Annotated in this window: 21 protein-coding genes and 1 pseudogene; 18 read left to right on the top strand and 4 right to left on the bottom strand. The window is 60.6% G+C overall.

Annotated elements, in window-relative coordinates; translation table 11 throughout:
* The coding region (locus tag H0V34_04185; protein MBA2490921.1) for an iron ABC transporter permease at positions 1-303 on the bottom strand (303 nt) is incomplete at its 3' end.
* Positions 304-456: 153 nt separating this feature from the next.
* Positions 457-1,479, bottom strand: a complete 1,023-nt coding sequence (locus H0V34_04190; protein MBA2490922.1) for a Fe(3+) ABC transporter substrate-binding protein — start codon at positions 1,477-1,479, stop codon at positions 457-459.
* A 210-nt stretch (positions 1,480-1,689) separates the two neighbouring features.
* On the opposite strand from H0V34_04190, the gene glnE reads away from it, so the two are divergent.
* The 6 genes from glnE to H0V34_04220 all read left to right on the top strand — a co-directional run bounded on the left by glnE (position 1,690) and on the right by H0V34_04220 (position 8,970).
* Positions 1,690-4,596: a bifunctional [glutamate--ammonia ligase]-adenylyl-L-tyrosine phosphorylase/[glutamate--ammonia-ligase] adenylyltransferase gene (gene glnE / locus H0V34_04195; protein ID MBA2490923.1), complete on the top strand. Its 2,907-nt coding sequence runs from the start codon at positions 1,690-1,692 to the stop codon at positions 4,594-4,596.
* 226 nt (positions 4,597-4,822) lie between these two features.
* A complete protein-coding gene (locus H0V34_04200) occupies positions 4,823-5,746 on the top strand; it encodes a branched-chain amino acid transaminase (GenBank protein ID MBA2490924.1) in 924 nt (307 codons plus the stop codon).
* 14 nt (positions 5,747-5,760) lie between these two features.
* Positions 5,761-5,982: a zinc-finger domain-containing protein gene (locus tag H0V34_04205; protein ID MBA2490925.1), complete on the top strand. Its 222-nt coding sequence runs from the start codon at positions 5,761-5,763 to the stop codon at positions 5,980-5,982.
* 54 nt (positions 5,983-6,036) lie between these two features.
* The gene (locus H0V34_04210) at positions 6,037-7,326 is read left to right on the top strand and encodes an O-antigen ligase family protein (GenBank protein MBA2490926.1); all 1,290 of its coding nucleotides are present in this window, start codon (positions 6,037-6,039) and stop codon (positions 7,324-7,326) included.
* Complete coding sequence (locus tag H0V34_04215) at positions 7,323-7,859, top strand: hypothetical protein (protein MBA2490927.1); 537 nt, start codon at positions 7,323-7,325, stop codon at positions 7,857-7,859. Before H0V34_04210 ends, H0V34_04215 begins: the two co-directional genes overlap by 4 nt.
* 19 nt (positions 7,860-7,878) lie before the next feature.
* The gene (locus H0V34_04220) at positions 7,879-8,970 is read left to right on the top strand and encodes a glycosyltransferase family 4 protein (GenBank protein ID MBA2490928.1); all 1,092 of its coding nucleotides are present in this window, start codon (positions 7,879-7,881) and stop codon (positions 8,968-8,970) included.
* Between the two features lie 193 nt (positions 8,971-9,163).
* Here H0V34_04220 and H0V34_04225 read toward each other — a convergent pair whose 3' ends face one another.
* Positions 9,164-10,213, bottom strand: coding sequence for a glycosyltransferase family 9 protein (locus tag H0V34_04225; GenBank protein ID MBA2490929.1), 1,050 nt, complete (start codon positions 10,211-10,213; stop codon positions 9,164-9,166).
* A 372-nt stretch (positions 10,214-10,585) separates the two neighbouring features.
* Between H0V34_04225 and H0V34_04230 the strand changes: the two genes are divergently transcribed.
* The 12 genes and pseudogenes from H0V34_04230 to H0V34_04285 all read left to right on the top strand — a co-directional run bounded on the left by H0V34_04230 (position 10,586) and on the right by H0V34_04285 (position 22,981).
* Positions 10,586-10,804, top strand: coding sequence for a DUF2283 domain-containing protein (locus H0V34_04230; GenBank protein ID MBA2490930.1), 219 nt, complete (start codon positions 10,586-10,588; stop codon positions 10,802-10,804).
* 259 nt (positions 10,805-11,063) lie between these two features.
* Positions 11,064-11,276: pseudogene (locus H0V34_04235) on the top strand (type II toxin-antitoxin system HicB family antitoxin).
* A 72-nt stretch (positions 11,277-11,348) separates the two neighbouring features.
* Positions 11,349-11,555, top strand: coding sequence for an AbrB/MazE/SpoVT family DNA-binding domain-containing protein (locus H0V34_04240; protein MBA2490931.1), 207 nt, complete (start codon positions 11,349-11,351; stop codon positions 11,553-11,555).
* The gene (locus tag H0V34_04245) at positions 11,556-11,921 is read left to right on the top strand and encodes a hypothetical protein (GenBank protein ID MBA2490932.1); all 366 of its coding nucleotides are present in this window, start codon (positions 11,556-11,558) and stop codon (positions 11,919-11,921) included.
* Between the two features lie 262 nt (positions 11,922-12,183).
* Positions 12,184-13,692, top strand: a complete 1,509-nt coding sequence (locus H0V34_04250) for a hypothetical protein (GenBank protein MBA2490933.1) — start codon at positions 12,184-12,186, stop codon at positions 13,690-13,692.
* On the top strand, positions 13,685-16,504 hold the full coding sequence (locus H0V34_04255; protein ID MBA2490934.1) for a DEAD/DEAH box helicase family protein: 2,820 nt from the start codon (positions 13,685-13,687) through the stop codon (positions 16,502-16,504). Before H0V34_04250 ends, H0V34_04255 begins: the two co-directional genes overlap by 8 nt.
* 398 nt (positions 16,505-16,902) lie before the next feature.
* Positions 16,903-18,330: a bifunctional D-glycero-beta-D-manno-heptose-7-phosphate kinase/D-glycero-beta-D-manno-heptose 1-phosphate adenylyltransferase HldE gene (hldE, locus tag H0V34_04260; GenBank protein ID MBA2490935.1), complete on the top strand. Its 1,428-nt coding sequence runs from the start codon at positions 16,903-16,905 to the stop codon at positions 18,328-18,330.
* 5 nt (positions 18,331-18,335) lie between these two features.
* Positions 18,336-19,298 carry an ADP-glyceromanno-heptose 6-epimerase gene (rfaD, locus tag H0V34_04265; protein ID MBA2490936.1) on the top strand — a complete coding sequence of 321 codons (963 nt, stop codon included), beginning with the start codon at positions 18,336-18,338 and terminating at the stop codon, positions 19,296-19,298.
* A gap of 79 nt (positions 19,299-19,377) precedes the next feature.
* A complete protein-coding gene (waaF, locus tag H0V34_04270) occupies positions 19,378-20,385 on the top strand; it encodes a lipopolysaccharide heptosyltransferase II (GenBank protein MBA2490937.1) in 1,008 nt (335 codons plus the stop codon).
* Between the two features lie 41 nt (positions 20,386-20,426).
* Positions 20,427-21,512 (top strand): glycosyltransferase family 9 protein, encoded by a 1,086-nt coding sequence (locus H0V34_04275; protein MBA2490938.1) that lies wholly within the window; start codon positions 20,427-20,429, stop codon positions 21,510-21,512.
* Between the two features lie 242 nt (positions 21,513-21,754).
* Entirely contained in the window at positions 21,755-22,171 is a 417-nt protein-coding gene (locus tag H0V34_04280) for a hypothetical protein (GenBank protein ID MBA2490939.1), read from the top strand.
* A gap of 90 nt (positions 22,172-22,261) precedes the next feature.
* Positions 22,262-22,981, top strand: coding sequence for a 3-deoxy-D-manno-octulosonic acid kinase (locus tag H0V34_04285; GenBank protein MBA2490940.1), 720 nt, complete (start codon positions 22,262-22,264; stop codon positions 22,979-22,981).
* On the opposite strand, the gene H0V34_04290 is transcribed toward H0V34_04285, so the two are convergent.
* Entirely contained in the window at positions 22,963-24,252 is a 1,290-nt protein-coding gene (locus tag H0V34_04290; GenBank protein MBA2490941.1) for a 3-deoxy-D-manno-octulosonic acid transferase, read from the bottom strand. The genes H0V34_04285 and H0V34_04290 overlap by 19 nt on opposite strands.
* Between the last annotated feature and the right edge of the window lie 101 nt (positions 24,253-24,353).

Here is a 24,353-nt window from a genome sequence, read left to right on the forward strand (position 1 = left end):
TGTCTGCACCGGCCCGGCAAAATCCAGCATCCCAGTGTAGGTGTAGGCGATGATGTACGCCGGCATCGCCAGCGGCAGCAGCAACGCCCATTCGAATACCGTCCGGCCGGGAAAGCGGCAGGTGGAACACAGCCAGGCCGTGGAGACGCCCAGGCTTAAGGCGCCGACCGCAACCCCCAGCATCAACGCCAGGGAGTTGAGGATATAGCCCTTGAGCACCGTGTCCGCCAGATGCGCCCATACCGCGCGCGCCGGGTGGAACACGAAGCTCGCGACGGTGAGCAACGGTAGCGCGAGCACCATGGCGATGGCAAACACGCCCGCGTCCCAGGCGCCCGGCCGCCCCCAGATTGCGCGGCCGCGGGACCGGGCGAACGGCAATGTGCCGGTCGGTACGCTGCTCATGGGTTCAGGCTGACAGCTTCACGCCGTGACGCGGTGGGTGCGGCTCGCACGTTACGGCCAGCCGACTCTATCCATCAGCTTCACGGCCTTCGCGTTGAGCTCGCCCAGCCGGGAAAGGTTCAGGCTATCGGCCTTGAAGTCGCCCCAGGAGCGCAAGGTTTCACTTGCCGCGACGCCGACCTTGACGGGATACTCCTGATTCGCCTGCGCGTACCAGTGTTGCGCCTCGTCGCTGACCAGGAATTCAAGCAGCTTCACGGCGTCCTGGCGGTGTCGGGCAGCTTTGGTCACACCCGCTCCGCTAATGTTGACGTGCGTGCCGCGTTCCTCCTGATTGGGCCAGAAGATCGCCACTTTGCTGGCCGCTTCCTGCTGGCTGCGATCAGGATCGTTGAGCATCTGGCCGTAGTAATAAGTGTTGGCGATGGCGATATCGCACACCCCCGCCGCCGCCGCTTCGATCTGATCGCGGTCGCCGTCGGTGGGCTTGCGCGCAAAGTTGTTCACCAGCCCTCTGGCCCAGCGCTCGGCGCGTTCCTCGCCCAGGCTTGCGATCATCGAGGCGACCAGCGACTGGTTGTAGATGTTGCTGGACGTGCGGATGCAGATCTCCTTGCGCCAGCGTTTATCGGCTAGCGCCTCGTAAGTCGATAGCTGCGCCGGATCGACTCTTCCCTTCACGTACATGATGGGCCGCGCGCGCATCGACAGGCCGAACCAGTAACCGTCGGTGTCTCGATAGTTGGCCGGTATCGCGGCGTTGAGAATCGCTGACTGCACCGGCTGCAGCAGACCCAGCTTTTCAGCGCGATGCAGACGGCCGGCGTCGGTGGTGATCAGCACGTCGGCGGGCGTATTGCGGCCTTCGCTTGCCAGGCGCTGCAGCAGCTCGTCGGCGTCGCCGGTGACCAGATTAACCTCGATGCCAGTCTGCTCGGTGAAATCGTCCAGCAATGGCTTGATAAGCTGTTCTTCGCGGGCCGAATAGACGCTGATGCCCTCGCTGGACGAGTCACAGCCGATCAGGCTAAGCATCGTACATAGGGCGGTCGCGAGCTTGAGAGCGGGTTTCATTCAACGAGCCTCCAATAATTTGTTTGCCGGCGCAGAGTACCATTAATGAGAAACGTTATCATTGCGAAGTGACGCTACAATCGCAAACGCGTTATCGGCCGCGACCACGGCAAATCGTGCCGGGTTCTGGTACGCTCAAAAGCATGCCTCTCACTCACGGCGGTCCGTAACCCGCCTGGTCCATAACCTGATTGACCCACAAGATTAACGATTAGCGCGGTGTCACCGAATTCTACTAATGAACCAGGCGGCTTGCCGGAGTCCCTGCGCGCCGACGTCCAGCGCCACTGGGAGGCGTTTGACGCCCGCGATGCATTGCAGGATAGGCGACAGGAGATACTGCGCGTGTGGGCCGCCAGCCCGTTCGCCGCGAAGACCTGCTTACAGAACCCGGAACTGCTGTCCAAGCTGTTCGAGTCCGGACATCTTCAGCGCGCTTACACCCCGGACGAGATGGCCGCGCGGGTTGCGGGCGCGGTCGAGCCCGCTGCTCCCGAAGCCGCGCTGATACGTGCCTTGCGCGTGCTGCGCCGGCGGGAGTGGCTGCGCATCGCGTGGCGCGATCTGACCGGTGCTGCCAACCTGGATGAAACCTTGCGCGAACTCTCCGCAATGGCCGGGCACTTTGCCGAGCAGGCGCTCGAACATTGCTATAGCCGCGCCTGCGAGAGATATGGGGTACCGCGCGACCCGCAAGGCGAGGCGCAGCAGCTGGTGGTGCTGGGCATGGGCAAGCTGGGCGGGGCTGAGCTGAATTTTTCTTCCGACATCGACTTGATCTTCGCGTATCCGGAAGACGGCCAGACCGACGGCCGCCGCGCGCGGGACAACCGCGAGTTTTTCACTAGGCTGGGGCAGAGATTCATAAAGGTACTGAGCGAATACACGGCCGAAGGCTTCGTATTCCGCGTCGACATGCGGCTGCGGCCGTTCGGCGACGGGCCGCTCGCGATCAGCTTCGACGCCATGGAGCATTACTATCAGACGCACGGCCGCGAGTGGGAGCGCTATGCCATGATCAAGGCGCGGGTCGTCGCCGGCGATCGCGCCAAAGGGGACGAATTGCTGCGGCGTCTGCGACCCTTCGTTTTTCGCCGTTATCTGGACTACGGCGCATTCGGCAGCCTGCGCGACATGAAAGCGCTGATCGACGGCGAAGTCGCCAGGCGCGAATTGATCGACAACATCAAGCTTGGCGCCGGCGGCATCCGCGAGATCGAGTTCATCGCGCAGGCCTTTCAACTGGTGCGAGGCGGTCGCGACACGGAACTTCAGCAGCGTGAGCTGCGCGCCGTGTTGCCGTGCCTCGCCAGAAAAGGCCATCTCCCGCAAGCGGATGTCGATGCTTTGCTGGCCGCGTACGCGTTCCTGCGACGAGTCGAAAACCGCCTGCAGATGGCGAACGATCAGCAGACGCACGCGCTGCCCGAGAATGACATCGAACGCGCGCGGCTCGCGTTCGCCATGAATTTCGATGACTGGGCGTCATTCGCTGAAACGCTGGATGCGCATCGCCGACGGGTGCACGAGCGGTTCGAGCGCACCTTCGCCGAACCCGAGTCTGTTGATCCGGAGGTGGGTCATACCGGCAGCAATCGCGCGCTGGTCGAGCTGTCGCAGGGCCATTCAGACGACGACCGTACGCTAGCTCTGCTGCGCAAGGCCGGGTTCGACGATCCTTCGACCGTGGTGCCGGCGATCAAGGCCCTTTACACCGGGCATGCTTATCAGGCGCAGGATGAAACCAGCCGCGAGCGCCTCAACCGGCTGATGCCCTTGCTACTGGCGGAGGTCGCACGGCAGCCCGATCCTGCCCGGACGTTGTCGCGAATTCTGCCGCTCATCGAGGCCATCGCGCGGCGCTCGGTTTATCTCGCGTTGCTCGCCGAACATCGCGAGGCGCTCGCGCAGCTCGTAAAATTGAGCGCCGCGAGTAAATGGATTGCCGAATATCTGTCCCATCACCCGATTCTGCTGGACGAATTGCTCAACCCCCGCGATCTTTACGCGCCGCCCGACCGGGCCGGTCTCGCGGCGCGGCTTGGCGATGAGTTTGCCCAAATCGACCCGTTCGATATGGAGGCGCAGATGGAGCGTTTGCGGCAGTTCAAGCAGGTCAACGTGCTGCGCGTGGCGGCGGCGGATGTGATGGAAGCGCTGCCCCTGATGCGGATCAGCGATCAACTGACCTGGATCGCGGAGGTGATTCTGGAGCACGTGCTGAATATCGCCTGGCAGCAGATGACGGCGCGTTACGGCAAGCCCGGCTGCGTAATCGACGGCGAGCAATACCGGCCGGGATTCGCGATTATCGCGTACGGCAAGCTGGGCGGTATCGAGCTTGGCTACAGTTCTGATCTGGATCTGGTTTATCTGCACGATAGCGCCGGCGAGCAGCAATGCACCGACGGCGAAAAATCGATCGATAACGCCACGTTTTTCGTGCGTCTGGCCCAGCGAATCGTGCATGCGCTGACGGCATTTACCCCCGCCGGTCAGCTCTACGAAGTGGACATGCGCCTGCGCCCCAGTGGTGCGGCGGGGATTCTGGTCAGCGGCGTGCAGTCGTTCGAACTCTATCAGCGCGAAAAGGCCTGGACCTGGGAGCAGCAGGCGTTGGTGAGAGCGCGGGCGGTGGCAGGCAGCGGGGGAATAGCGTCGCAGTTTCAGCGTATCCGCCACGAGGTGCTGGCGCGTAAAAAAGAAATTCCGCGGCTGCGCCGCGAGGTGCGTGAGATGCGTGAGCGCATGTGGCGCGAACTGGGCAGTCACGACTATACGCGCTTCGATTTGAAAAAAGACGCCGGCGGTATCGCGGACATCGAGTTTATGGTGCAATACCAGGTGCTGGCGCACGCGCACGATCACGCCCGTTTAAGCGAATTCACGGATAATATTCGCATCCTGGACGGCCTCGCCGCGAGCGGCTTGTTAACGGCCGAGGACGCAGGTTTTCTGCAGGATGCTTATCGCGGTTACCGCGATTCGGTCCACGCGCTGAGCTTGCAAGGCGAGTCCGCCGCGGTAGTGGATGGCCAAGAATTCGCCGAGGAGCGCGCCGGCGTCCAGCGTTTGTGGCGGGACCTGATGGAAGTGCCCCAACAGAACATACAATGAAGCAAACACGATAAAGCATTAACCGCGAAGCATGCCCAAGGCGCTGAATTCGCAAAGTTGCATATTGCTCAAAGGCGTCATGAGGCAGGCAAGCATCATCCGCCATCGTATCCTTCTACGCTTATGTTTAACCTTTTATGCCTTCGCATCCTTTGCGCCTCTGTAGTCTTTGGGTTAACTTCACCGGCCTGCGAATCAAGAATAGTAAATTACGGGAGTACCCCCGATGTCCATGGCCGATCGTGACGGTCTGATCTGGTTCGACGGCGAGATGGTGCCCTGGCGAGAAGCCAAGGTGCATGTGCTGACGCATACCCTGCATTACAGCATGGGGGTGTTCGAGGGTGTGCGCGCGTATGACACCCGTCGCGGCACGGCAATCTTCCGGCTTGCCGATCACACCAGCCGGCTGTTCAACTCGGCGCATATCTTAGGGATGGCCATGCCGTTCGACAAAGAAATGATCAGTGCCGCGCAACTGGCGGTGGTGCGCAAGAATCAACTCAAATCAGCATACATCCGGCCCATGTGTTTCTACGGCGCGGAGGGCATGGGCCTGCACGCGGAGGGATTGCGCGTGCACTGCATGATCGCGGCCTGGGAGTGGGGTTCATATCTGGGCAAGGACAATCTCGAAAGGGGCTTGCGCATCAAGACGTCGTCATTCACGCGCCATCACGTCAACATCACCATGTGCAAGGCCAAGGCGAACGGCAACTACATGAACTCCATGCTCGCCCTTCAAGAGGCCACGCGCGACGGTTACGACGAGGCGCTACTGCTGGACATCGAAGGCTATGTCGCCGAGGGCAGCGGCGAGAATATCTTCATCGTGCGCGACGGCGTGCTGTACACACCGGACCTCACCTCCGCTTTGGACGGCATTACGCGCCGCACGATTATCACCCTGGCGGGGCAACTGGACATCCCGGTGCGCGAGAAGCGCATCTCGCGCGACGAGGTGTACATCGCCGACGAGGCGTTTTTCACCGGCACCGCCGCCGAAGTGACGCCCATTCGCGAGCTGGACAATCGCGCTATCGGCACCGGCCGGCGCGGCCCCATCACCGAACGCCTGCAGACCATGTTCTTCGATCTCGTCGGCGGCCGCCGCGACGACCATCAGGACTGGCTCACCCCGGTCGCCTGAACTTGAGGAACGCCATGCCCAACCCGCACAGTTCGGACGCGCAGGACAAGTTCACAACGCCCAATGACCGGCGCGCATATACCATCGCGCGCGCCGACCTTCCGCTGCACTGTCCGCTGCCGGGCATGAGCCTGTGGGATTCGCACCCGTTGGTCTACATCCCCATCGAGGACAGCAAGGGCGGACGCATGCGCTGTCCTTATTGCAGCACCGAGTTTGTGCTCTCGAATGAGTGACTATTCCAGCGCGCGGCCGCGCGCTGGGTATCGGTCTCACGTGTTGCAAGCCGTATGGTGACAGGCTTATCCACGCAAGTTGGCTGGCAGTCGCGGGCGCAGGCTCCCGTTGACGTTACGGCCGCAGGCGTCGTTTTTCTCTTCCCCGTGCTGGCCGTAACGGCGCCCCATGGCGCCACCGGCACCTTCGGGGTCCTGTTCGCCTTGGGGCTAGTGTTTGGCTGGCAGGGTTGGAGGCAATTGTATCGCTGGGAAAAGCAGGTGCTGACCGGCTTCCTGGCTTACGCCGCTACCGTGGGTTTGAGCATGTTGATCGCGAGCGAACACTTGGCCGATGCTTTCGACGGTTACAGCAAGCATCTGCGATTCGTGGCATTTGTGCCGATCTATTTGATGACGCGGCGCTTCGGTCTCGATCTGTCGCGTCCGCTGATCACCGGCATCGTGGCGGGTCTGTTCGTCATGTGCGCGGTCGTCGTGAATCAACGTTATGCGTTAGGCATCGAGCGGCCCGGCGGCAGTCGCGATCCGGTGCAGTTCGCCGACGTGCTGATGCTCTGCACCGTACTGGCGGGGCTGGCGATGGTCACCCTGCGCGCGCGCGCCTGGCAGAATATATTGGGTGCGGTCGCAATCGGCGCCGGCCTGTATGCCAGCTACCTTTCGTTGACGCGCAACGCGTGGCTGCTGGTGCCGATCGTGTTCATTCTGATGCTGGCCCATGAGCGCCGGCATATGACGCGGTTACGCTCGTTACTCCTGGCCGGTAGTTTCGTGGTGCTGTGTGTGCTCTGCTTACACCCGCGTTCGCTCGTCTTCGAGGGTTTCCAGTCGGGGTACCAGGACATCGAGCTGTATATGGAGTCCCCGGGCAAATTCAGTTCGTGGGGTCTGCGGCTCAATATGTGGCGCAACGCCCTGATCATCGGTAGCGATGAGCCGTGGTTCGGTACCGGCTTGGGAGACTATGACGAAGCCGCGGGCGAACTGCTGGCAAGCGGCACGTCCTATTCGCAAGATCCAATGCTCCTGGAGCAGGCGCACAACGCCTTTATTCACACGTTTGCCGAGAGTGGTGTTTTCGCCTTGTTAGCCTTCACCGCCGGTCTGTTGGTGACGCCGCTGCTGGCGTTCGCCCGTCACTGGGGCACCCGCCGGGAGCACGGCAGCAGCTTTGCCGTCCTTGGCGGGATGACAGTGACGCTCGCCTTCGCCATCTTCGGTATCGGCCACGCGTGGATGGGCAGTAACAATTTCATCAGTATCTATCTCCTATTCATGCTGGTGTTTCTATCCAGCCTGGCGGTCGCCGAGCATCGGGCGGCAGCGGATCGGCGGGGATGATGCATCCGGAGGGCGCCGTCCTGGACCTCGGCTGCGGCGACAACAAGTATCCGGGCAGCGTCGGTGTCGATCACTATCCTTTCGACGGCGTGGATCTGGTTGCGAACCTGGACCACACACCCTGGCCGCTGGCTGCTGATGGCTACGACCACATCATCGTGAGCCACCTGATCGAGCACGTGACAGACATTCCGGCTTTCATGAACGAGGTGCATCGCGTTGGCCGACACGGGGCGCTGGTGGAGGTCACGACGCCGCATTTCTCCTCCCATGATTCCTACCAGGACCCGACGCATCGCTGGCATCTGGGCACGCTGTGGCCCCAGATATTCTGCCAGGGTTATCTGCGCAGCCGGGTCGCGCCCTTCAGTATGGTCTCGGTGGATGTCAGCTTCGGAAAGAACCTGCGCTACTGGTTTCCAAAGCTCGCAATCAGGGCCAAGGGCCTGGGGTGGTGGGAAAAGAATTATGCTTTCGTTTATCCCGGGCGCGACATGATCACCCGCTTACGAGTGGAAAAGCCCGCGGTTTGACGTCGGGCCATTTCGCGCCATGCGCCTGTGCCTGGAGTTAACCGCCGTATGCCGTCCCGTACGCACCGGCATCGCTCGCTATGCCGAGCATCTGGCGCGGGCAATGGTCGCGGAAGTCGCCGCCGGCGACCGTGCCGATACCATTGCCTGCGCCTATCGTCTCTCGCGTTGGCCGCGGCGTCACCTGCGACTGTCGTTGGCGGAGATAAGGTCAATCTGGATTCAGGAACCCTGGTGGCCCGTGCGGCCTGCTTTCGACCTCGTCCACGGGCTAGACGCGCGCGTGCCAGACTGGAAACACGTCAAAAAGGTCGCTACGGTGCATGATCTATTTTCGCTGCATCCCGAGGCGCAAACCCCGGAGGATGCAAGGGAGCGCACCTTGGCCCGGTACCGGTGGCTGGCGCGCATCAGCGATCGGATCATCTGCCCCAGCGAGAGCACGCGCTCGGATTTTCTAGCCAGGTTCGAGTTTCCACCCGACAGCGTCGAAGTGATCCATCTGGGGGTCGAACCGGGCTTTGCCGCGCCCGCTCCGCGCGCGCTTGCGCGCTGGCGGCGCGAGCAGGGCTTCGAGCGCGACTATATTCTGTTCGTCGGAGAGTTCGGGCGGCGCAAGAATCTGGCCCGGCTGCTGCGCGCCTATATACGCTCCGGATTGAGCTCGGCGTACGAGCTGGTTTACGTCGGCCACGACCCGGGCGGCATGCGCGACGGATTCGCGCGAATCATCAATGCTGGTGGCGTCGCCTCGCGTGTCAGGTTCCCCGGCTACATGACGGGGGCAAACCTGAATTGTCTTTACGCGGCCGCCAGCGCGTTTGCGTTTCCCTCCTTATATGAGGGCTTCGGCCTGCCGGTGCTGGAGGCCATGGCCTGTGGCACGCCGGTGCTGACATCGAACCTGAGCGCGACCGCCGAACTCGGCCGCGAGCACGCCGTGCTGGTGGATCCCTATTCGGAAGCGAGCATCGCAGAGGGATTGTTAAAGGCCGTTAACGTGCCGCTACATGCCCGGCGGGCGGCGATGATATATTCCAGAAGCTTTACCTGGGCGGAGACCGCGCGAAAGACACACGCGACTTATCGGCAGGCGCTGGGTCGGCATTAGGCGCCGATATTGCTAATTCCAGCGCCTTGCCGCGATTCTTCCGCCGGCGCACAACCTCCATGAGTGCGGCGCCAAGAGTTCGGGCTTGTGAAAGACCATATACGCGGACCTCGGCTCTGGGATAGGTAGTATCGTTACCCGTGGAGATCAGCATCACCAGCGCGCGCGGTCAAGTTAGGTCGGCGTTGCGGTATTATGACGTGCCAAACGTCCGCTTGAAACTGCTAAGGAACCGCTGAATTTTTATGATCGCCGCGGCTGCCCGGTCGAGGTCAATTGCGCTCATGTCGTGGTCATCAGCGTGCGGCGACGGCGAGAAGGCGAGCCGTCTGGATGCGTCATTTATCGTTTGCCAGCGCAGCGCGGTCGAGGATTGGCGGCGCGGATAGAACGCCGCGGTCGGGCGGTTCAGCGCGCCGGCGATGTGCAATGGCCCGGTGCTGCCGCTGATGAACAGATCGGCAAACGCGATACGGCGCGCGTAATTCACTAGCCCCTCGCGCGAATCGAAAACCACGTGCGCACAGCCGGCAATCGATGCGGCCAGCTCCCGCGCCCGCGAAAGTTCGCCGGGCCCGGCGCACAACACGAAGACATTGCCATCGTTAGAGGCAAGCCTGGTTGCCAGCGTGGCGTATTGCGGGATTGAAAGATTCCTGGCCGAGCCGCCGCTGCCGGCATGGATGAAAACCAGCCGCGCATGGTAATCGAAGCCATGTTGCGCCAGTAGATCCGCGCGCGCCGCGGCGATCTGCTCGCTGCCGAACTGCAAATAAGGCGGCGCCGCGGGCGGCTTAGGAAGGCGATTCCAAAGGTTCAGCAAATGCTTGACCAGATCGACATTGTAGGCGAACTCAGGCTTCTCCGAGCGCGATCGTCGTTGGGTCAAGCGTTGATTGTAGAAAATCTGGGCAAGCTTGGTCGCAGGCGCGATGCGCACCGGAATCCCCGCGCGCCAGGCGGCCAGGCCGACACGAGAAGTGGAAAATAAAGTTACGATCGCGTCGTAGGCGTTATCGCTGAGCGTCCGCGTCAGCGCGGAGCCCCGCGGGTCTTCTGCCGGATCGACCACCACGCGGTCAATCCACGGACAGTTTACCGCCAGTGGGCGGGTATACTCCGGCACCAGCGCGTCGATCCGGCAATCCGGCAGGCTGGTTTTTAACAGCGCAAACGCCGGCCAGGCGAGCATGAAATCGCCGAGCTTGTCGTTGCGAACCACCAGCACCTTGTGGGTCGGCATCAAACCAGAGTAGCTGATGGAGTATGCGAATCCTAGAGATGTGTCCGTCGCCGGACCAGGGAGGCCTGGAGTTTTCTGCCGGCGCCACGGCCGGGGACCTGGCGTGCCACGAACACGGTGTTACCTTAGATTCATGGCCGAATATCGCTTTACTGAATATTTTAACGTACAAGTCCTCCGCAAGCGGCCATTCCTCAAAAAGGAGTGGTGCATTTACGTTCTGGAAAATGCGGTGCGCGCTGAGCCCCAAGAGCACAATCGATTTCGCTTCTGGGCGGCAGTGCCCGCGCTTGGCGGCCGATGCTTGAGGGTTATCACGCTTGGGGATAAGGTACCTATTCATAACGCTTTCCCGGTCCGAAAGTTCAAGCCATGAAACTCAATTACTATCCTGAAACGGATTCGCTCTATATCGATCTCTCCGAACAGCTCAGCTCAGAGAGCCGGGAGATCTCGGAGGGTGTCGTGCTTGATTATGACGCCCGGGGAAACCTCGTTGGTATCGACATCGACAATGCCAGCACCAAGGTTGAGCTGAAAGAACTCATCCTCAGCAAGCTACCGGGAAAGGTCGAAATGGTGGCCGCCTGACATCGCGCTCTACGGCCGGCTGTCGGTGAGGTCGACGTCATGATCTATGGCGCCGCGCGCTGGCATCGGCATATCGCGAGTCAGATAACGGCAAGTCGGCGGCGTGAAGGCGTAATTATGTCGCGGGCTGTCTGTAGCCGAGATCGGCCGCTAAAGCTATTCAACATGTAGTTGCAGAGCATGTGGAGGATGCCCATCCGTACCAGGTTCGACAAGTGCGAGCGGTGGTTCTGAAATACCACTTAGCGAGTGAACTGTAATGTATCGATACGAGACAATTATCTAATGGAGCGAGGAAGATCAGTCGTTTATTGCGGAGGCGCCAGAGTTGCCGGGTTGCATGGCGCATGGAGCGTCTCAAGAAGCTGCTTTGGCGAATGCGAAAGATGCAATTCAATTGTGGCTGGACACCGCGAAGGAATTCGGCGATCCAATACCAGAACCTAAAGGCCGGCGCCTGATCTATGCTTAAAGCACTGCCGGGTGCGAGGACTCGTGCATCAGTATAGATTCGATATTACGAAAGCATCACCGACGACAGGCTATGCATATCCTGACTATTTCTTCCAAGTTCCAGGTCGTTATCCGTAAAGAAGTTCGCGAATCTCTCAAGCTCCCTCCCGGCCAGAAGGTTCAAATCGTCCTGTTGGAAAACCGGACCGAGCTTATTCCCGTGCGCCCGCTCACGGAGATGAAGGGCTTTCTCAAAGGCATCGATACCGACGTTCCGAGAGAGCAAGACAGGACGTGAATGTTGTCGTCGGGTTGGCTTGAGTATTTCGCATCTGGGCCTAATGCCGATTTTCTTCGCAACCGCCATAAAGCCGACGGAGGAACTTCTTGTCCCGACTGCAAGCCTCTACGAAATTTTTTTAAACGTATTCTTCAGCAGCGCGGTGAAGGCGACGCCTTGCAAGCGGTTGCGCTGATGCAGCAAGGCATTGTTGTCGTGCCCACGGCTTCCCTGGCCTTAACCACCGCGCGGCTGAGCTGTGGGGAGTTGGCCTTGGCTCTCGTCTGGCTGATCATAGGTCAGCCTAAAATTGCAGGTGAAGAATTTATTCTGCTCGTGACCGGAATGATTGATATGACCGTTGGCTTAGACGACACTCTATAGCTCAACTTGTCGTCTATATTTGGTAGGAGGTTTTGTGGCCTAAACAGCAACGGAAAGCTCGCATTCCAAAATTATGCGCCTATATGCGTGTTTCTTGGTATTGGTGTGTCGTAGATAAGGCACCTTTGCAGTAGAAGATGTACCACATCGAGCTAATTTCAACGCCTGTATTGCGGAAATGCGGGATCGAGAACGTACCGTCGATAAAAATAATAAATGCGGCCAGTAGCGGAGAGGGGCTTGAAGGCGGTGGAGAACCGTAGTGGGTTTTGCGGAGTTGCTACATGAAGTCGACCGGTTAGCGGCCTGCGGTCAGTTGCGGGCAGCGGCCGAAGTCTTGGAGGAGTCAATCGCCCAATCGGGCCGCGATCCGCGTCTTCTGCGGGCACTTGGCCGGTTGTATCTGCTTGAGCATCGCGCCCACAATGCTGTCAGTATCCTACAAGAAGCCCTCGAACTTCAGCAGCGTGGTCGAATTCACGCGTTTCAGGTCGGGCACGAGGAAGTGTCTGCTTTGGACATGGATTACTTAGCAGAACAGGATAGCGCCGCAAGTGGGGTGCGGCTTCAGGAACACGTCAGCCAGCAGATCCTCGATCAGTCGTCAGATCAGCCCGTAAGTCGGGGCTTGATCGAAATCCAACGCGGTCCGGACACGCTAAGTGTTTCCAATTATCCTCCGCAACCTGCCTCGCGTTTCGACAGCACCCCCGGTGACCACCAGAGCGATTCACCGAACGACACTTCGTGCCTGCAACAAGACCTCGATGTGCCTTTCGAGAATGAGCGTCAAATGCGGATCGCGGAGACAAAGATGGCCGCCCTCAGCCTTGATGCATTCAAGGAGGCACTTTACCCGCAAGGCGAGCTCGACTTTGAGGTTGATGACGAACAAGTCCTGCCCGCATTCGACGATGTTGAATTTCAAGAGTTTCCTGAAGAGCTTGCGTCTCAGAGCGCGTTCTACTACCCGTCCGACCAGACCGACGAAGTTGATCCCTACCTAGTCGACATTGAAGAGCTGATCGACGACATCTCAGAAGACGCTGATGAGGAACCTTTACCCCGGGGCGTCACGCGAGAGCAACGCGCGTTACAAGTCGCCGCAGAATTTCTTGAGCGAGTCGGCTGGGATCGAGAGCACCTACGTCCTTTGCAAGACTTCTTCGTTCGATACGGCTGGTCCATGGCGCGCGTCGCGCTGGAGAGAGAAATTGAAAAAGGACTCGATCCAGAAGAGTTCCCCATTGCCCTCAGACTGAGAGAAATCTGGGCGGAAAACGAGCGCTACTGGACGGCATTCTTCTATCCGCCTCAAGCCAAAGATTGCTACCGAGTCATGTCATGGTCGATGGCGATTCTGATCGTTCGCTCCGTCCCCGGTATTCCGTTCGAGGAGGAACTTGAGCTGTTTGTCGAGAACGAGTTCGATACCTGGTACAGCAGCGACAGTCTTCGTCGTCAGTTCTGCGCGTTCATCAAGTATCTCTATTTCCGCGTCGCAGGCGGCAATTGGACGCTGCACCCTTTCTGTCCGGTCAACTTCCCAGAACCTCGTTCAGAAGATTTTGATGATGCGTCTGATCTAGGATTGACGGATTTGGTGGGTGCCGAAAGACGAAGCATCTTGATGCGATTGGGGGTGCGAATCCATCAATCGAGTACTGATCTAGATTCTCGTTACACTGGGCATCCGCACATATTGGCGGCAATAGCGCAGGGCGACTACACCGGTCGTGACCATATTACACGGAGCCTAGAAGATGAATGACCTACCACTACCAGTATCCGGTTGCTGGGTGCGTGATCGAGAGGAGGGTCGCGCAGACCGACTTGGTATAGTCCGCATGACCGTTCCGCATGATAACGACCCGAAGGCCAAGGTCGAGTGGTTGAAACCGGATCGCCGGCAATCAATAGTGCCCGTTTCCCAGCTCAGCTGCGGGTTCGGGCTCCGCATGGAGGTGCTTGAAGCGGGCGGTGGGACTGGGCGCCAGTCGCTGGGTTACGGAGGGATCATCGGCCTGCGAAAACTGGGCAACCGCGAGCAGGTGCTTGTCGACTTCCCGGAGACAGGCAAGCGCGCATGGCTGCCATATCAGAACCTACGACAGGTCAAGGGCCCGCGTCACCGGTTCATTACGGGTGATACTGGAGACAAAGACTCTCCTGAGCGATTCAGGCTGAAGGTGCTGGCTCACGCTCTAGAGATTTGGAACGAGAACACCGGAGCTCTGTCGCACCTCGACATAGACCCGCTGCCCCACCAAATCCACCTCGTTCATCACATTCTCGCCTCGGGCAATCTCAATTGGCTTATCGCCGACGACGTCGGTCTCGGCAAGACGATCGAAATGGGGATGCTGCTGGCCGCGCTGCAGCAGCGCGAACTGTTAGGTCGAGTGCTACTCATCACGCCGGCTGGTCTCACTAAGCAATGGAAGGACGAGCTCTACTACAAGTTTGGTTTTGAAGGCTTTGAAATCTACGGCGAGGACTTTTTCATCAACGAGCCTCGCCAGTGGAAGATGCACGACTTCGTCATCGGCTCCATGGATAAACTCAAGCAGGAGACCGATCTAAACAGTCTTCTGCATGCGCCGAATTGGGACCTGGTGATCGTGGATGAGGGCCACCGTCTGAGCCGCAGGCAATATGGCATGCGCTACGACTACTCGGAGCGATTCCAACTTGCACAGGTACTCCGAAGCAGAACCCGCTCGATTGTCCTGCTTACTGCCACGCCGCATCAAGGTATGCAGGACAAATTTATCGCGCTACTCGAATTGCTTCGTCCAGAACGCAAAGAGGAGTTACAAACGCTCACGCTTAACCCTGAGATCATTAGCGAGATGGTCTACCGAAATTACAAAGCCGATGTGACCGATGCCGTGGGCAACTTCGTCTTTAAGGGCAAGCAGACTCGCACAATTCGAGTGCATCCCAGCGAACAGGCTGTGACGTTCGACCGAGCCCTGCAGAAGTACCTTCGGCGCGGCTATGCGGCAGGCGGAAACACCGGCGGCACGGCCGGGCGCGCAATTGGGTTCGTGATGACCATCTACCGCAAGCTCGCCGCGTCTAGTTCGGCGGCGATACTCAACGCGCTCCTAAGACGTAGAGAGCGACTGATTAATGCAAGCGGTGGACAAACTGAAGAGCTGCCGATTGACGAACGTTATGCCGGCGAATGGGAAGAGCAACAAGAAGCTACGGGGCGAGCATTTTTTGAAGGCGAACTTGCGCTATTAGACCAGCTCATTCAGGGCGCCAAGAGCCTAAAGCAGCATGACAATAAGCTGTGTGGATTCTGCGACCAGATCATCGGCCAGATCTTGGTCAGCAACCCAAAGGAAAGGGTTTTGATCTTCACTGAGTATCGCGGCACTCAGGACTATCTTCGGGAAGAACTCGTGGAGCGGTATGGTGAGCAATGCGTGAGGCTCATACACGGCTCGATGGATCACGAGGAGCGGCGACAAGCAATCCAGTATTTCGAGGCAGAGGGCCAGTTCCTGATCTCAACGGAGGCGGGCGGCGAAGGAATCAACCTCCAGCGCCGCTGCCACGTGATGGTGAACTACGACTTGCCATGGAATCCTATGCGGCTCGTTCAGCGCGTCGGTCGTCTCTACCGATATGGCCAGGAGATGCCCGTCGTTGTGTTCAACCTCCATGTAACCGGGACGGTGGACGAAGACATCATTGATCTCATGTATCGACGGCTAAACGCGGTCGTGGCCGATCTGGCGACGGTGTCTCGGCACGAATATAACGAGCGGCTGGCAGAAGACGTCCTCGGCGAGGTGGCGGAACTGCTCGACGTCGGGACCGTATTAGTGGCAGCAACGGAATCGGGCATTCAGCGGACTCAGCAACGTATCGATGAAGCCCTTAAAAAAGCCCGCGGGTCAGCACAGAAGCAGCGCGAGCTATTTGAGCATGCCGCGCGGTACGATGAGGAAGAGTTGGCTGAGAATTTACAGATCACTGATCAACACGTCCAAGCGTTTGTGTTCGGCATGTTTAGGCTTATAGGCGTGGAGATCATAGAGATGCTCCACAACAACAAAGTGCTCAAGATTCGCCTGCCGGACGCCATCCGAAACGAGCTCGGCATGAAGGCGGCGCGTATGGACATTACCTTCGACCGCCTGCTGGCGTCGAATCGCGCTAACACTACAATGATGGACCTGACTGCACCGTTCATGACCTATCTAGTGCGCGTGGCAAAGTCCTACGACTTCGGGGGACAATGCGCAGTCATTAAGGCGCTTACCGGTGAGTCTGTTCTCACGGCATTATTGCGCTGGCAGGACGATCAGGGTCGGCGCATGCGGCAGTCTTTTAGCGTGTTCAGGCTGGACGGACAATCCGTGGAAACCAACCCTGCCGAGTTTGGCGTCTGGCTGCTGAGTGAAGCCGTGTCAGGCCATGCTGAGGTCACCCGAGAGCGAAACGAGTCCCTGATGAAACTGGCCGAGCGTGCCGCCAACGAGGCTCTTGCAGCCGCCAGTAATCGGTATTTGCATCCCGAGAATCTTCAGTGGCTGGCAGGCGGTTGGTTAGCTGTATCAGAATAAAGGATGCTGGTTAGAAAGCAGCACGAACGAGAAGACAAAAGGGGACGTCATAGTCATCGTATCGGCGCTGCTCAGTCGCGCTTTGCCCGTCGATACGTTTAATGTGCTCTTGGCTGTCCGTCAGCAATAAGCCTCGCCCTCAAACCGTCGGCACAGTGGTAGGTGAGTGCCGGCTGCGTGTTAGGTGGCTTGCAGCAGACTGAATGGGAGCGTTAAGCTTCTAGCTGATAGCTGGGCCGGTCATCTCAGTCGCGCCTGCCCGCGAGCGCTCCCATTCGATCATGCGCGTCCGATCATGCGCGTCGCGGCTGCGCTTGAATTACGCGATCGCTTCGTCCAGTGGCCTGAGAACAATCGATCGTATAAGCTGATTCCGCTTAACCGAACCCACTGACTGCATGCGACTTTCAATTCCGGGTTTCTCTAACGCCCGAGTGCTGGTGGTCGGCGACCTGATGCTTGACCGCTACTGGTATGGCGCGACCTCCCGGATCTCACCCGAGGCGCCGGTGCCGGTCATCAATGTCGGCGAGGAGGAAGAGCGTGCGGGCGGCGCGGGCAATGTAGCGCTGAATGTTGCGGCACTGGGCGGCGCCGTTACCCTGATCGGCTTCACCGGTGACGATCAGGCGGCGACCTCGCTCAAGGCGCTGCTGGAACGCGACGGCGTGCGCTGTCATTTCATCACTGTCGCACAGCGCACGACCAGCACCAAGTTGCGCGTGATCAGCCGCCATCAGCAGTTGATCCGCCTGGATTTCGAGGATGGTTTCGCGGATGTCGATCAGGCAGCGCTTGCAGGCTCGTACACGCGCAACCTGGCGACGCATGATCTCGTGATCCTGTCCGATTACGGTAAAGGCGCCTTACGCGACGTTAAATCGCTCATTGAACATGCTCGGCGTGCCGGCAAGCCGGTGTTGGTCGATCCGAAAGGTGCGGATTTCGGACGCTATCGCGGCGCCACAGCCATCACTCCGAATCAGGCCGAATTCGAGGCGGTGACGGGAATTTGCGCGAACGACGTTGAGATGACCGCGAAAGGGCAGCGTCTGCTCGCCGATCTCGAGCTGGAGGCGCTGCTCGTTACTCGCAGCGAAAAAGGCATGCTTTTGTTGCGTGTCGGCTCGCCGCCGCTGGCATTTCCCACTCATGCCAGCGATGTATTCGACGTCACGGGCGCCGGCGATACCGTGATCGGCGTGCTGGGCGCAGCGCTCGCGGTCGGGACGTCTATGCCGGAGGCGGTCGCGCTTGCGAACCTGGCGGCTGGTGTGGTGGTGCGCAAGCTCGGCACGGCCACCGCGTCTTTGCGCGAACTTCAGACCGCGATGCTGAAGCATGAGCCCCTGCAACGCGGCCTGGTGACCGAAGTAGCGCTGGTGGCGTTGCTGGAGAAGGCGCGCGCCAGCGGCGAGAGAGTGGTGATGACCAACGGGTGTTTCGATATCCTGCACGCGGGTCACGTGGCTTATCTCTCGCAGGCCGCGCAGCGGGGTGATCGGCTGGTGGTGGCGGTTAACGATGACGACTCGGTGCGACGCCTGAAGGGGTCGAATCGGCCGGTCAATCCGCTGATGCAGCGCATGGCGGTGCTGGCCGGGCTGGAAAGCGTAGACTGGGTGGTCTCGTTTGCCGAGGATACGCCGCGGCGGCTGATCGAGGCGTTGAGTCCCGACACTCTAGTCAAGGGCGGCGATTATCGACCGGACGACGTGGAGGGCGGCGACTGGGTGCGCGCGCACGGCGGCGAGGTCATCGTATTGGATTACATCGACGGGTGTTCCACCAGCGCGATCATCGCCGCCATACGCAAAGGCATCTGAAACGCATGATTATCGTAACCGGCGGCGCCGGCTTTATCGGCAGCAACATAGTCCGGGCTCTCAACGCACGGAGTCGCGCCGACATTCTGGTGGTCGACCACTTGCGCAACGGCGCCAAGTTCATGAATCTCGCCGACTGCGACATTTACGATTATCTGGACAGGGACGATTGCTTGCGGCGCGTACACGATGGCAAAGCGTTCGCCGGCGCCATCGACGCCGTGTTTCATCAGGGGGCGTGCGCGACCACCACGGAGTGGGATGGCCGCTACATGCTGGAAAACAACTACGAATACTCCAAAGCGCTGCTGCATTACTGCATGGGACGTGACGTGCCGTTCATCTACGCCTCATCGGCCTCGGTGTACGGCAGGGGTCCGGACTTCAAGGAAGAGCGCCGCCACGAGCGACCGGTAAACGTTTACGCCTACTCAAAGTTTCTGTTCGACCAATACGTGCGCCGCGCGCTTGTATCGGCGCGCAGCCAGATCGTCGGCCTGCGTTATTTCAACGTGTACGGGCCGCGCGAGCAGCACAAGGGCGCGATGGCGAGCGTCGCCTTTCACTTCAACCGGCAGGTGCTGGAAACCGGCAGAATCCGACTGTTCAGCGGCTCTGACGGTTACGCCGACGGTGAGCAGCGCCGGGATTTTATCTATGTGGACGACGTGGCCGAAGTGAATCTATGGTTGCTGGGGCATCCGGCGATCTCGGGGATCTTCAACCTCGGCACCGGCCGCAGCCAGACGTTCAATGAGGTGGCGCGCGCGGTGACCAGCTATCACGGCTTCGGTGACATCGAGTACATCCCGTTCCCGGACGCGCTCAAGGGTCGTTACCAGAGTTTTACTGAAGCCGATATGGAGCACTTTCGCGAGGCGGGGCTTATTCATCGCTTCAGGCCGGTGGAGGAAGGGGTGCCGCTCTATCTCGATGCGCTGAACAAGGGGCCGCGTAACGCATCATGATGCGCCACATCGGCGCTCGGGTTGTGCGGTGACAGGCCCGGAGCGCGTGCTGGTGGTGGGTCCAGCGTGGGTCGGCGACATGATCATGGCGCAGACGCTGTTCAAGCTCTTGCGCCGCCAGCACCCGGAAATCGAGATCGACGTGCTGGCGCCGGCCTGGTCGGCGCCGCTGCTGGCGCGCATGCCGGAGGTGCGCGAAGCGGTGCAGGTGCCGCTGGGACACGGTGAGTTACGCTTGCGCACGCGTTATCGACTGGGCCGCGAACTCGCGCGGCGCGGATATCACCAGGCGCTGATCCTGCCGCGTTCTTTCAAATCGGCCATTATTCCCTGGTTTGCGAGGGTGCCACGCCGCACGGGGTATCTGGGTGAGAGCCGTTACGGCGTGATCAATGATCGGCGGCCGCTGGACCCGGCGGCCATGCCGCTAGTGGTGCAGCGTTACGCGGGTCTGGGGCTTGCGCCGGGCGCGTGCGCGCCGCCGCTGGAAGAGCTGCCGCGGCCGGCCCTGACAGTGGACGAGGTCAATGGCTTGCGGCTGGTCGCGCAACTGGGTCTTTCCGCGACCGGGCCGGTGGTCGGGTTAATGCCCGGCGCGGAGTACGGGCCCGCCAAGCAATGGCCACCGGATTACTATGCCGCCCTGGCGCGGCGTCTGGCGGAAAATGGCGTGCAAACCTGGGTGCTCGGGTCGCAAAAGGATTTCGAGCTTGGCGAGTCTATCGTTATGCAATCCAGACTGGGTTTAACTGCGGGTAGCGTGAATCTGTGCGGCAAAACACAAATGCACGATGCCATCGATCTGCTCGCGCGCGTGCAGGTTGCGGTGACCAACGATTCCGGTCTCATGCACGTGGCCGCCGCGGTGGGCGTGCCGCTGGTGACGCTCTATGGTTCATCCACGCCCGCTTACACGCCGCCGTTGTCCGCACGCGCGACGATTATGTATCTGAACGTCGCGTGCAGTCCCTGTTTCGACCGCACCTGCCGCTTCGGGCATTACAATTGTCTGCGCGATATCGCCGTAGCCGACGTATTCAACGCAACCTGCCGACAGCTCGTTTCGAGCTCAGACGGTCGCCATTGATCGTGGCAAGGCGCAAGGCGCTGATATTGCGTATCGGAAACATGATAAACAAACTTGCTACAAACAGCCCCGCGGTTGCAAACAGACACTTCGTGTTGAGCCGGCCGGACAGCATTGGCGATGTGGTGCTGACCCTGCCCATGGCTGGCGTGCTGAAAGCGGCGTTCCCCGGTTGCCGCGTTTCGCTGCTGGGACGCAACTATACCCGACCGCTGGCGCTGGCTTGCGAACACTTGGACGGCGTGTACGCATGGGACGAGATCGAGTCCACGCCGCATGTCGAGCAGGTCGCGCAGTTCAGGGCAATGGGCGCGGACGCGATTTTCCACGTGCTGCCAAAACCAGAGATCGCGCGGCTCGCCAAAGCTGCTCAAATCCCGCTGCGCATCGCGACCTCGCGACGCATGTCACACTGGCTGACCTGCAACCGGCTGGTGTATCTGCACCGGCATCATTCGCCGCTGCATGAAGCCCAGTTAAATCTGAAACTGTTGCGCGGCGTGGGTTTGCGCGATACGTACAGCCTCGACGAGATGCGCGACTGCTTCGGGCTGAACATCGTGCCCCAGCTGCGGCCGGCGCTGGCCGCCGCGATCGATCCTGAGCGTTTCAATCTGATCGTGCACCCCAAGTCCGGCGGCACCTCGCGCGAGTGGCCGATCGAGCATTTCGCGGCGCTGATCGGGAACCTGCGCGCGGCGCGCTTCAATGTTTTCGTCACCGGCAGCCACAGGGAGGCGGAACAGGTCCGATCCAGCCTGCCCATGCACCTGCCGCACGTGCACGACGTTATGGGGCGGCTCATGCTGACCGACCTGATCGCGCTGATGCACCGGGTCGATGGGCTGCTTGCGGCCAGTACGGGGCCGCTGCATATGGCCGCCGCCATCGGCCTGCACGTGGTTGGTCTCTACGCGCCGGTGGGCTCCAAGCACGCGGGTCGCTGGGGGCCGATCGGCCCCAGAACCAGCGTTTTTCAGCTCCCGGAGAAATGCTCGCTATGTCGCCGATCCAATGTTTGCGCGTGCATGCGGCGCATCACGTCCGCCGAGGTCAGCGCTTATCTGTGCGGCCTCGCGCGACCGGCCACGACCGATGGCGTCGCAACCACGCCGGCCCGGCGGTAAGCGCCGTGCGCAAACTGCGCCGTGGCGAGCCGGGTCATGCCGCCGCGGCGCATGGACCGAGACGGCAGGAACGGTTGTGAAAAGTTATCTGGGCCAGGATTATCGAATTTAGTGCCGTCCGGTGCTAAAGTTCCGCTCTCGCGGGATGCAGGGCCTGAAACTGGCCGCAGCCGCGGGAGTGCTCGTCTTAATAATATTGGCCGAATGTCGGTCCACCGCGCCCGAGGGAGCGTTGCCATAACATGAGCCTGGTCAGCATACCGGTGTCGATCGGTGAACTCATCGACAAACTCGTGATTCTGGAAATCAAGGCCGACCGCATCCGCGAGCCAGCCAAGCTGCAACATATCAACCACGAACTGGATCTGCTCACCAATACCTGGCTCACCTCCGGCCAGGCCGGCGCGGAGATCGGCGCACAGCGCGAGGCGCTGAAGGCCGTCAACGAAGCGTTGTGGGATATCGAGGACCAGATACGCCAGAAGGAAGCGGACGCTGAGTTCGATCAGAAATTCATCGAGCTGGCGCGCGCAATCTACATCAACAACGATCGGCGCTCCGCGCTCAAGCGGGAGATCAACCGGTTGCTGGGATCGGAACTCGTCGAGGAAAAGTCCTATCCCGCTTACGCTCCCGCCACAGGCGAAGGCATTCCATAAAGAAGCGCTGAACAAGTCCACCAAGAATCTTCCAGACGCGGCGGGCAGATCGATGCGGGTGGTGCAGTCAGGGGGCGTGTCATTGAGGCAATGCGTGAGGCTATCTCAAGCTCCGGCGGAGAATATATGCTGTATGACGCCGAAGCTGCCGAAATCCTCGACCGCGCGTGGTTCGATCCCGCCGCGCTGACCGCGCGTGGAAAAGTCATCGGCAGCGCGGGGGGGCGCGGCAGCGCGCTGTTTTTTCGTCAGGAAGCCGCGGAATACGTATTGCGGCATTATCGACGCGGAGGCATAGTCGCGGCGCTGCTTGATGATCGCTATATTTACACCGGCCTGCATCGAACCCGTGCCTGGCGCGAGTGGCGCCTGCTGGCCGCGCTGGCGCGACGCAACCTGCCGGCGCCACGGCCATGCGCCGCGCGCGTGGTCATCGCGGGCGCGTTCTACCGAGCCGACCTGATTACCTATCGACTGATGAACGCCACGCCGCTGTCCGAACTGCTGGCGCGCGCGCCGCTGGCCGCGGAAACGTGGGGTGAAATCGGGCGCGTGATCGCGACGTTTCACGCTGCGCGCGTGTGGCACGCCGATCTCAACGCGCACAACGTTCTGCTGAACTCGGGCGGCGCCGTGACCCTCATCGATTTCGACCGCGCCAGGGTCAGGTCGCCGGCCGCGCGCTGGCGGCGCGCCAATCTTGCGCGTCTGCATCGCTCGCTGCGCAAGCTCAAATATCTCAACGCCGGATTGCACTTCAGCGAGTCCGATTTCGACGCCTTGCATACAGGCTACGTATCGGCGGCCTGAGCTGATGGGTAGCGCAGGCGGCACAGCGGTTCCAGCCGTTCGAGATACGCCTGCAACACATGCTCGTGCCCACGCATGAAAGCGGCCGCGCGCTGGCCCAGCGCTTTACGCAATTCCGCGTCGGTGAGCAGGCGTTCAAGCGCGAAGCCGAGCTCGCGGTCGTCCTGCGCCATCAGCAGACCTTCCGCCGCCAGCAGGCTGCGCGTTTCCTCGGCGAAATTGTCCATGTGCCGGCCAACCAGCACCGCCTTGGCAAGACGCGCCGGCTCGAGAATATTATGGCCGCCGCGCGGAATCAGCGACCCGCCCATGAATACGAACGCGGCGTGCGTCATCAACGACTGCAATTCGCCCAGGGTGTCGGCTAGGTAGATACGGGTCGTCGGCTTCACCGCATCGCCGCGGCCGCGCACTGCGATCTCGAAACCCAGTGGCGCGAGTTCCTTGAGGATCGCGTGGCGGCGTTCCGGATGGCGCGGCGCGATCACGAGCAGTTCGCTGGTGGCGGGCAGGCGCCGCCAGATGCGCGCCAGATGCAATTCCTCATGCGGATGCGTGGAAGCCGCAAGCCAGTAGGGCCGGCCGACCGGGTCGTGCGCGGACAAGGCCTGACCGGACTGGGCCGGCGTCGGTCCGGTCGCGGCGAATTTGATGTTGCCGACAATGACCAGCCGGCCCACTGGCGTGCCCAGCCGACGGAATTTACTCGCATCCGCATCGCTCCGGGCGAGAATCGCAGCGACCTGGCCGAGCGCGTGGGCGTAGGCTCGCCGCAGTGGCGCCGGCGCCCTCAAGGTACGCTCGGAAAGTCGCGCGTTGATCAGGATCAACGGGATATCGAGGGTCGCGCACTGCTGATATAGATTGGGCCACAACTCCGTCTCCATCACCACCAGACAGCGCGGCCGCACTGTCCTCAAGAAACGCGCGACGCTGAAATTGAAGTCCAGCGGCAGATAGGCGTGCGTTATGTCCGCCCCCATTTCCTGCAATGCAACCGCGCGCCCGGTGGGTGTGTTGGTGGTAACGAGTAGCGGCGTTTCGGGATAACGGGCGCGCAGGGCGTTAAGCAGCGGCAATGCGGCGTTCACTTCGCCGACCGAGGCGCAATGCATCCACACCGGCTGCGTCATGTCGGGCAGGTGGCGGCCGAGTCGTTGCCATAGGTAATCCGCGCCGCCATCGCGCGCCGCGCGCCACAGCGTATAGCCGATGAAAAGCGGCGAGGCGACGAGAAGCGCCGCGCGGTAGGGCAGCAACTCCTTGATCACAGCACGGTGATCACAGCAGGTTGAACCCGACAGGGTGGATCACGATAGGCTTGATTACACGGGCTGGATTACCACAAGATGCTCACGAATGCTCCATCATA

The sequence above is a fragment of the Gammaproteobacteria bacterium genome (assembly GCA_013696315.1).
Classification (GTDB): domain Bacteria; phylum Pseudomonadota; class Gammaproteobacteria; order JACCYU01; family JACCYU01; genus JACCYU01.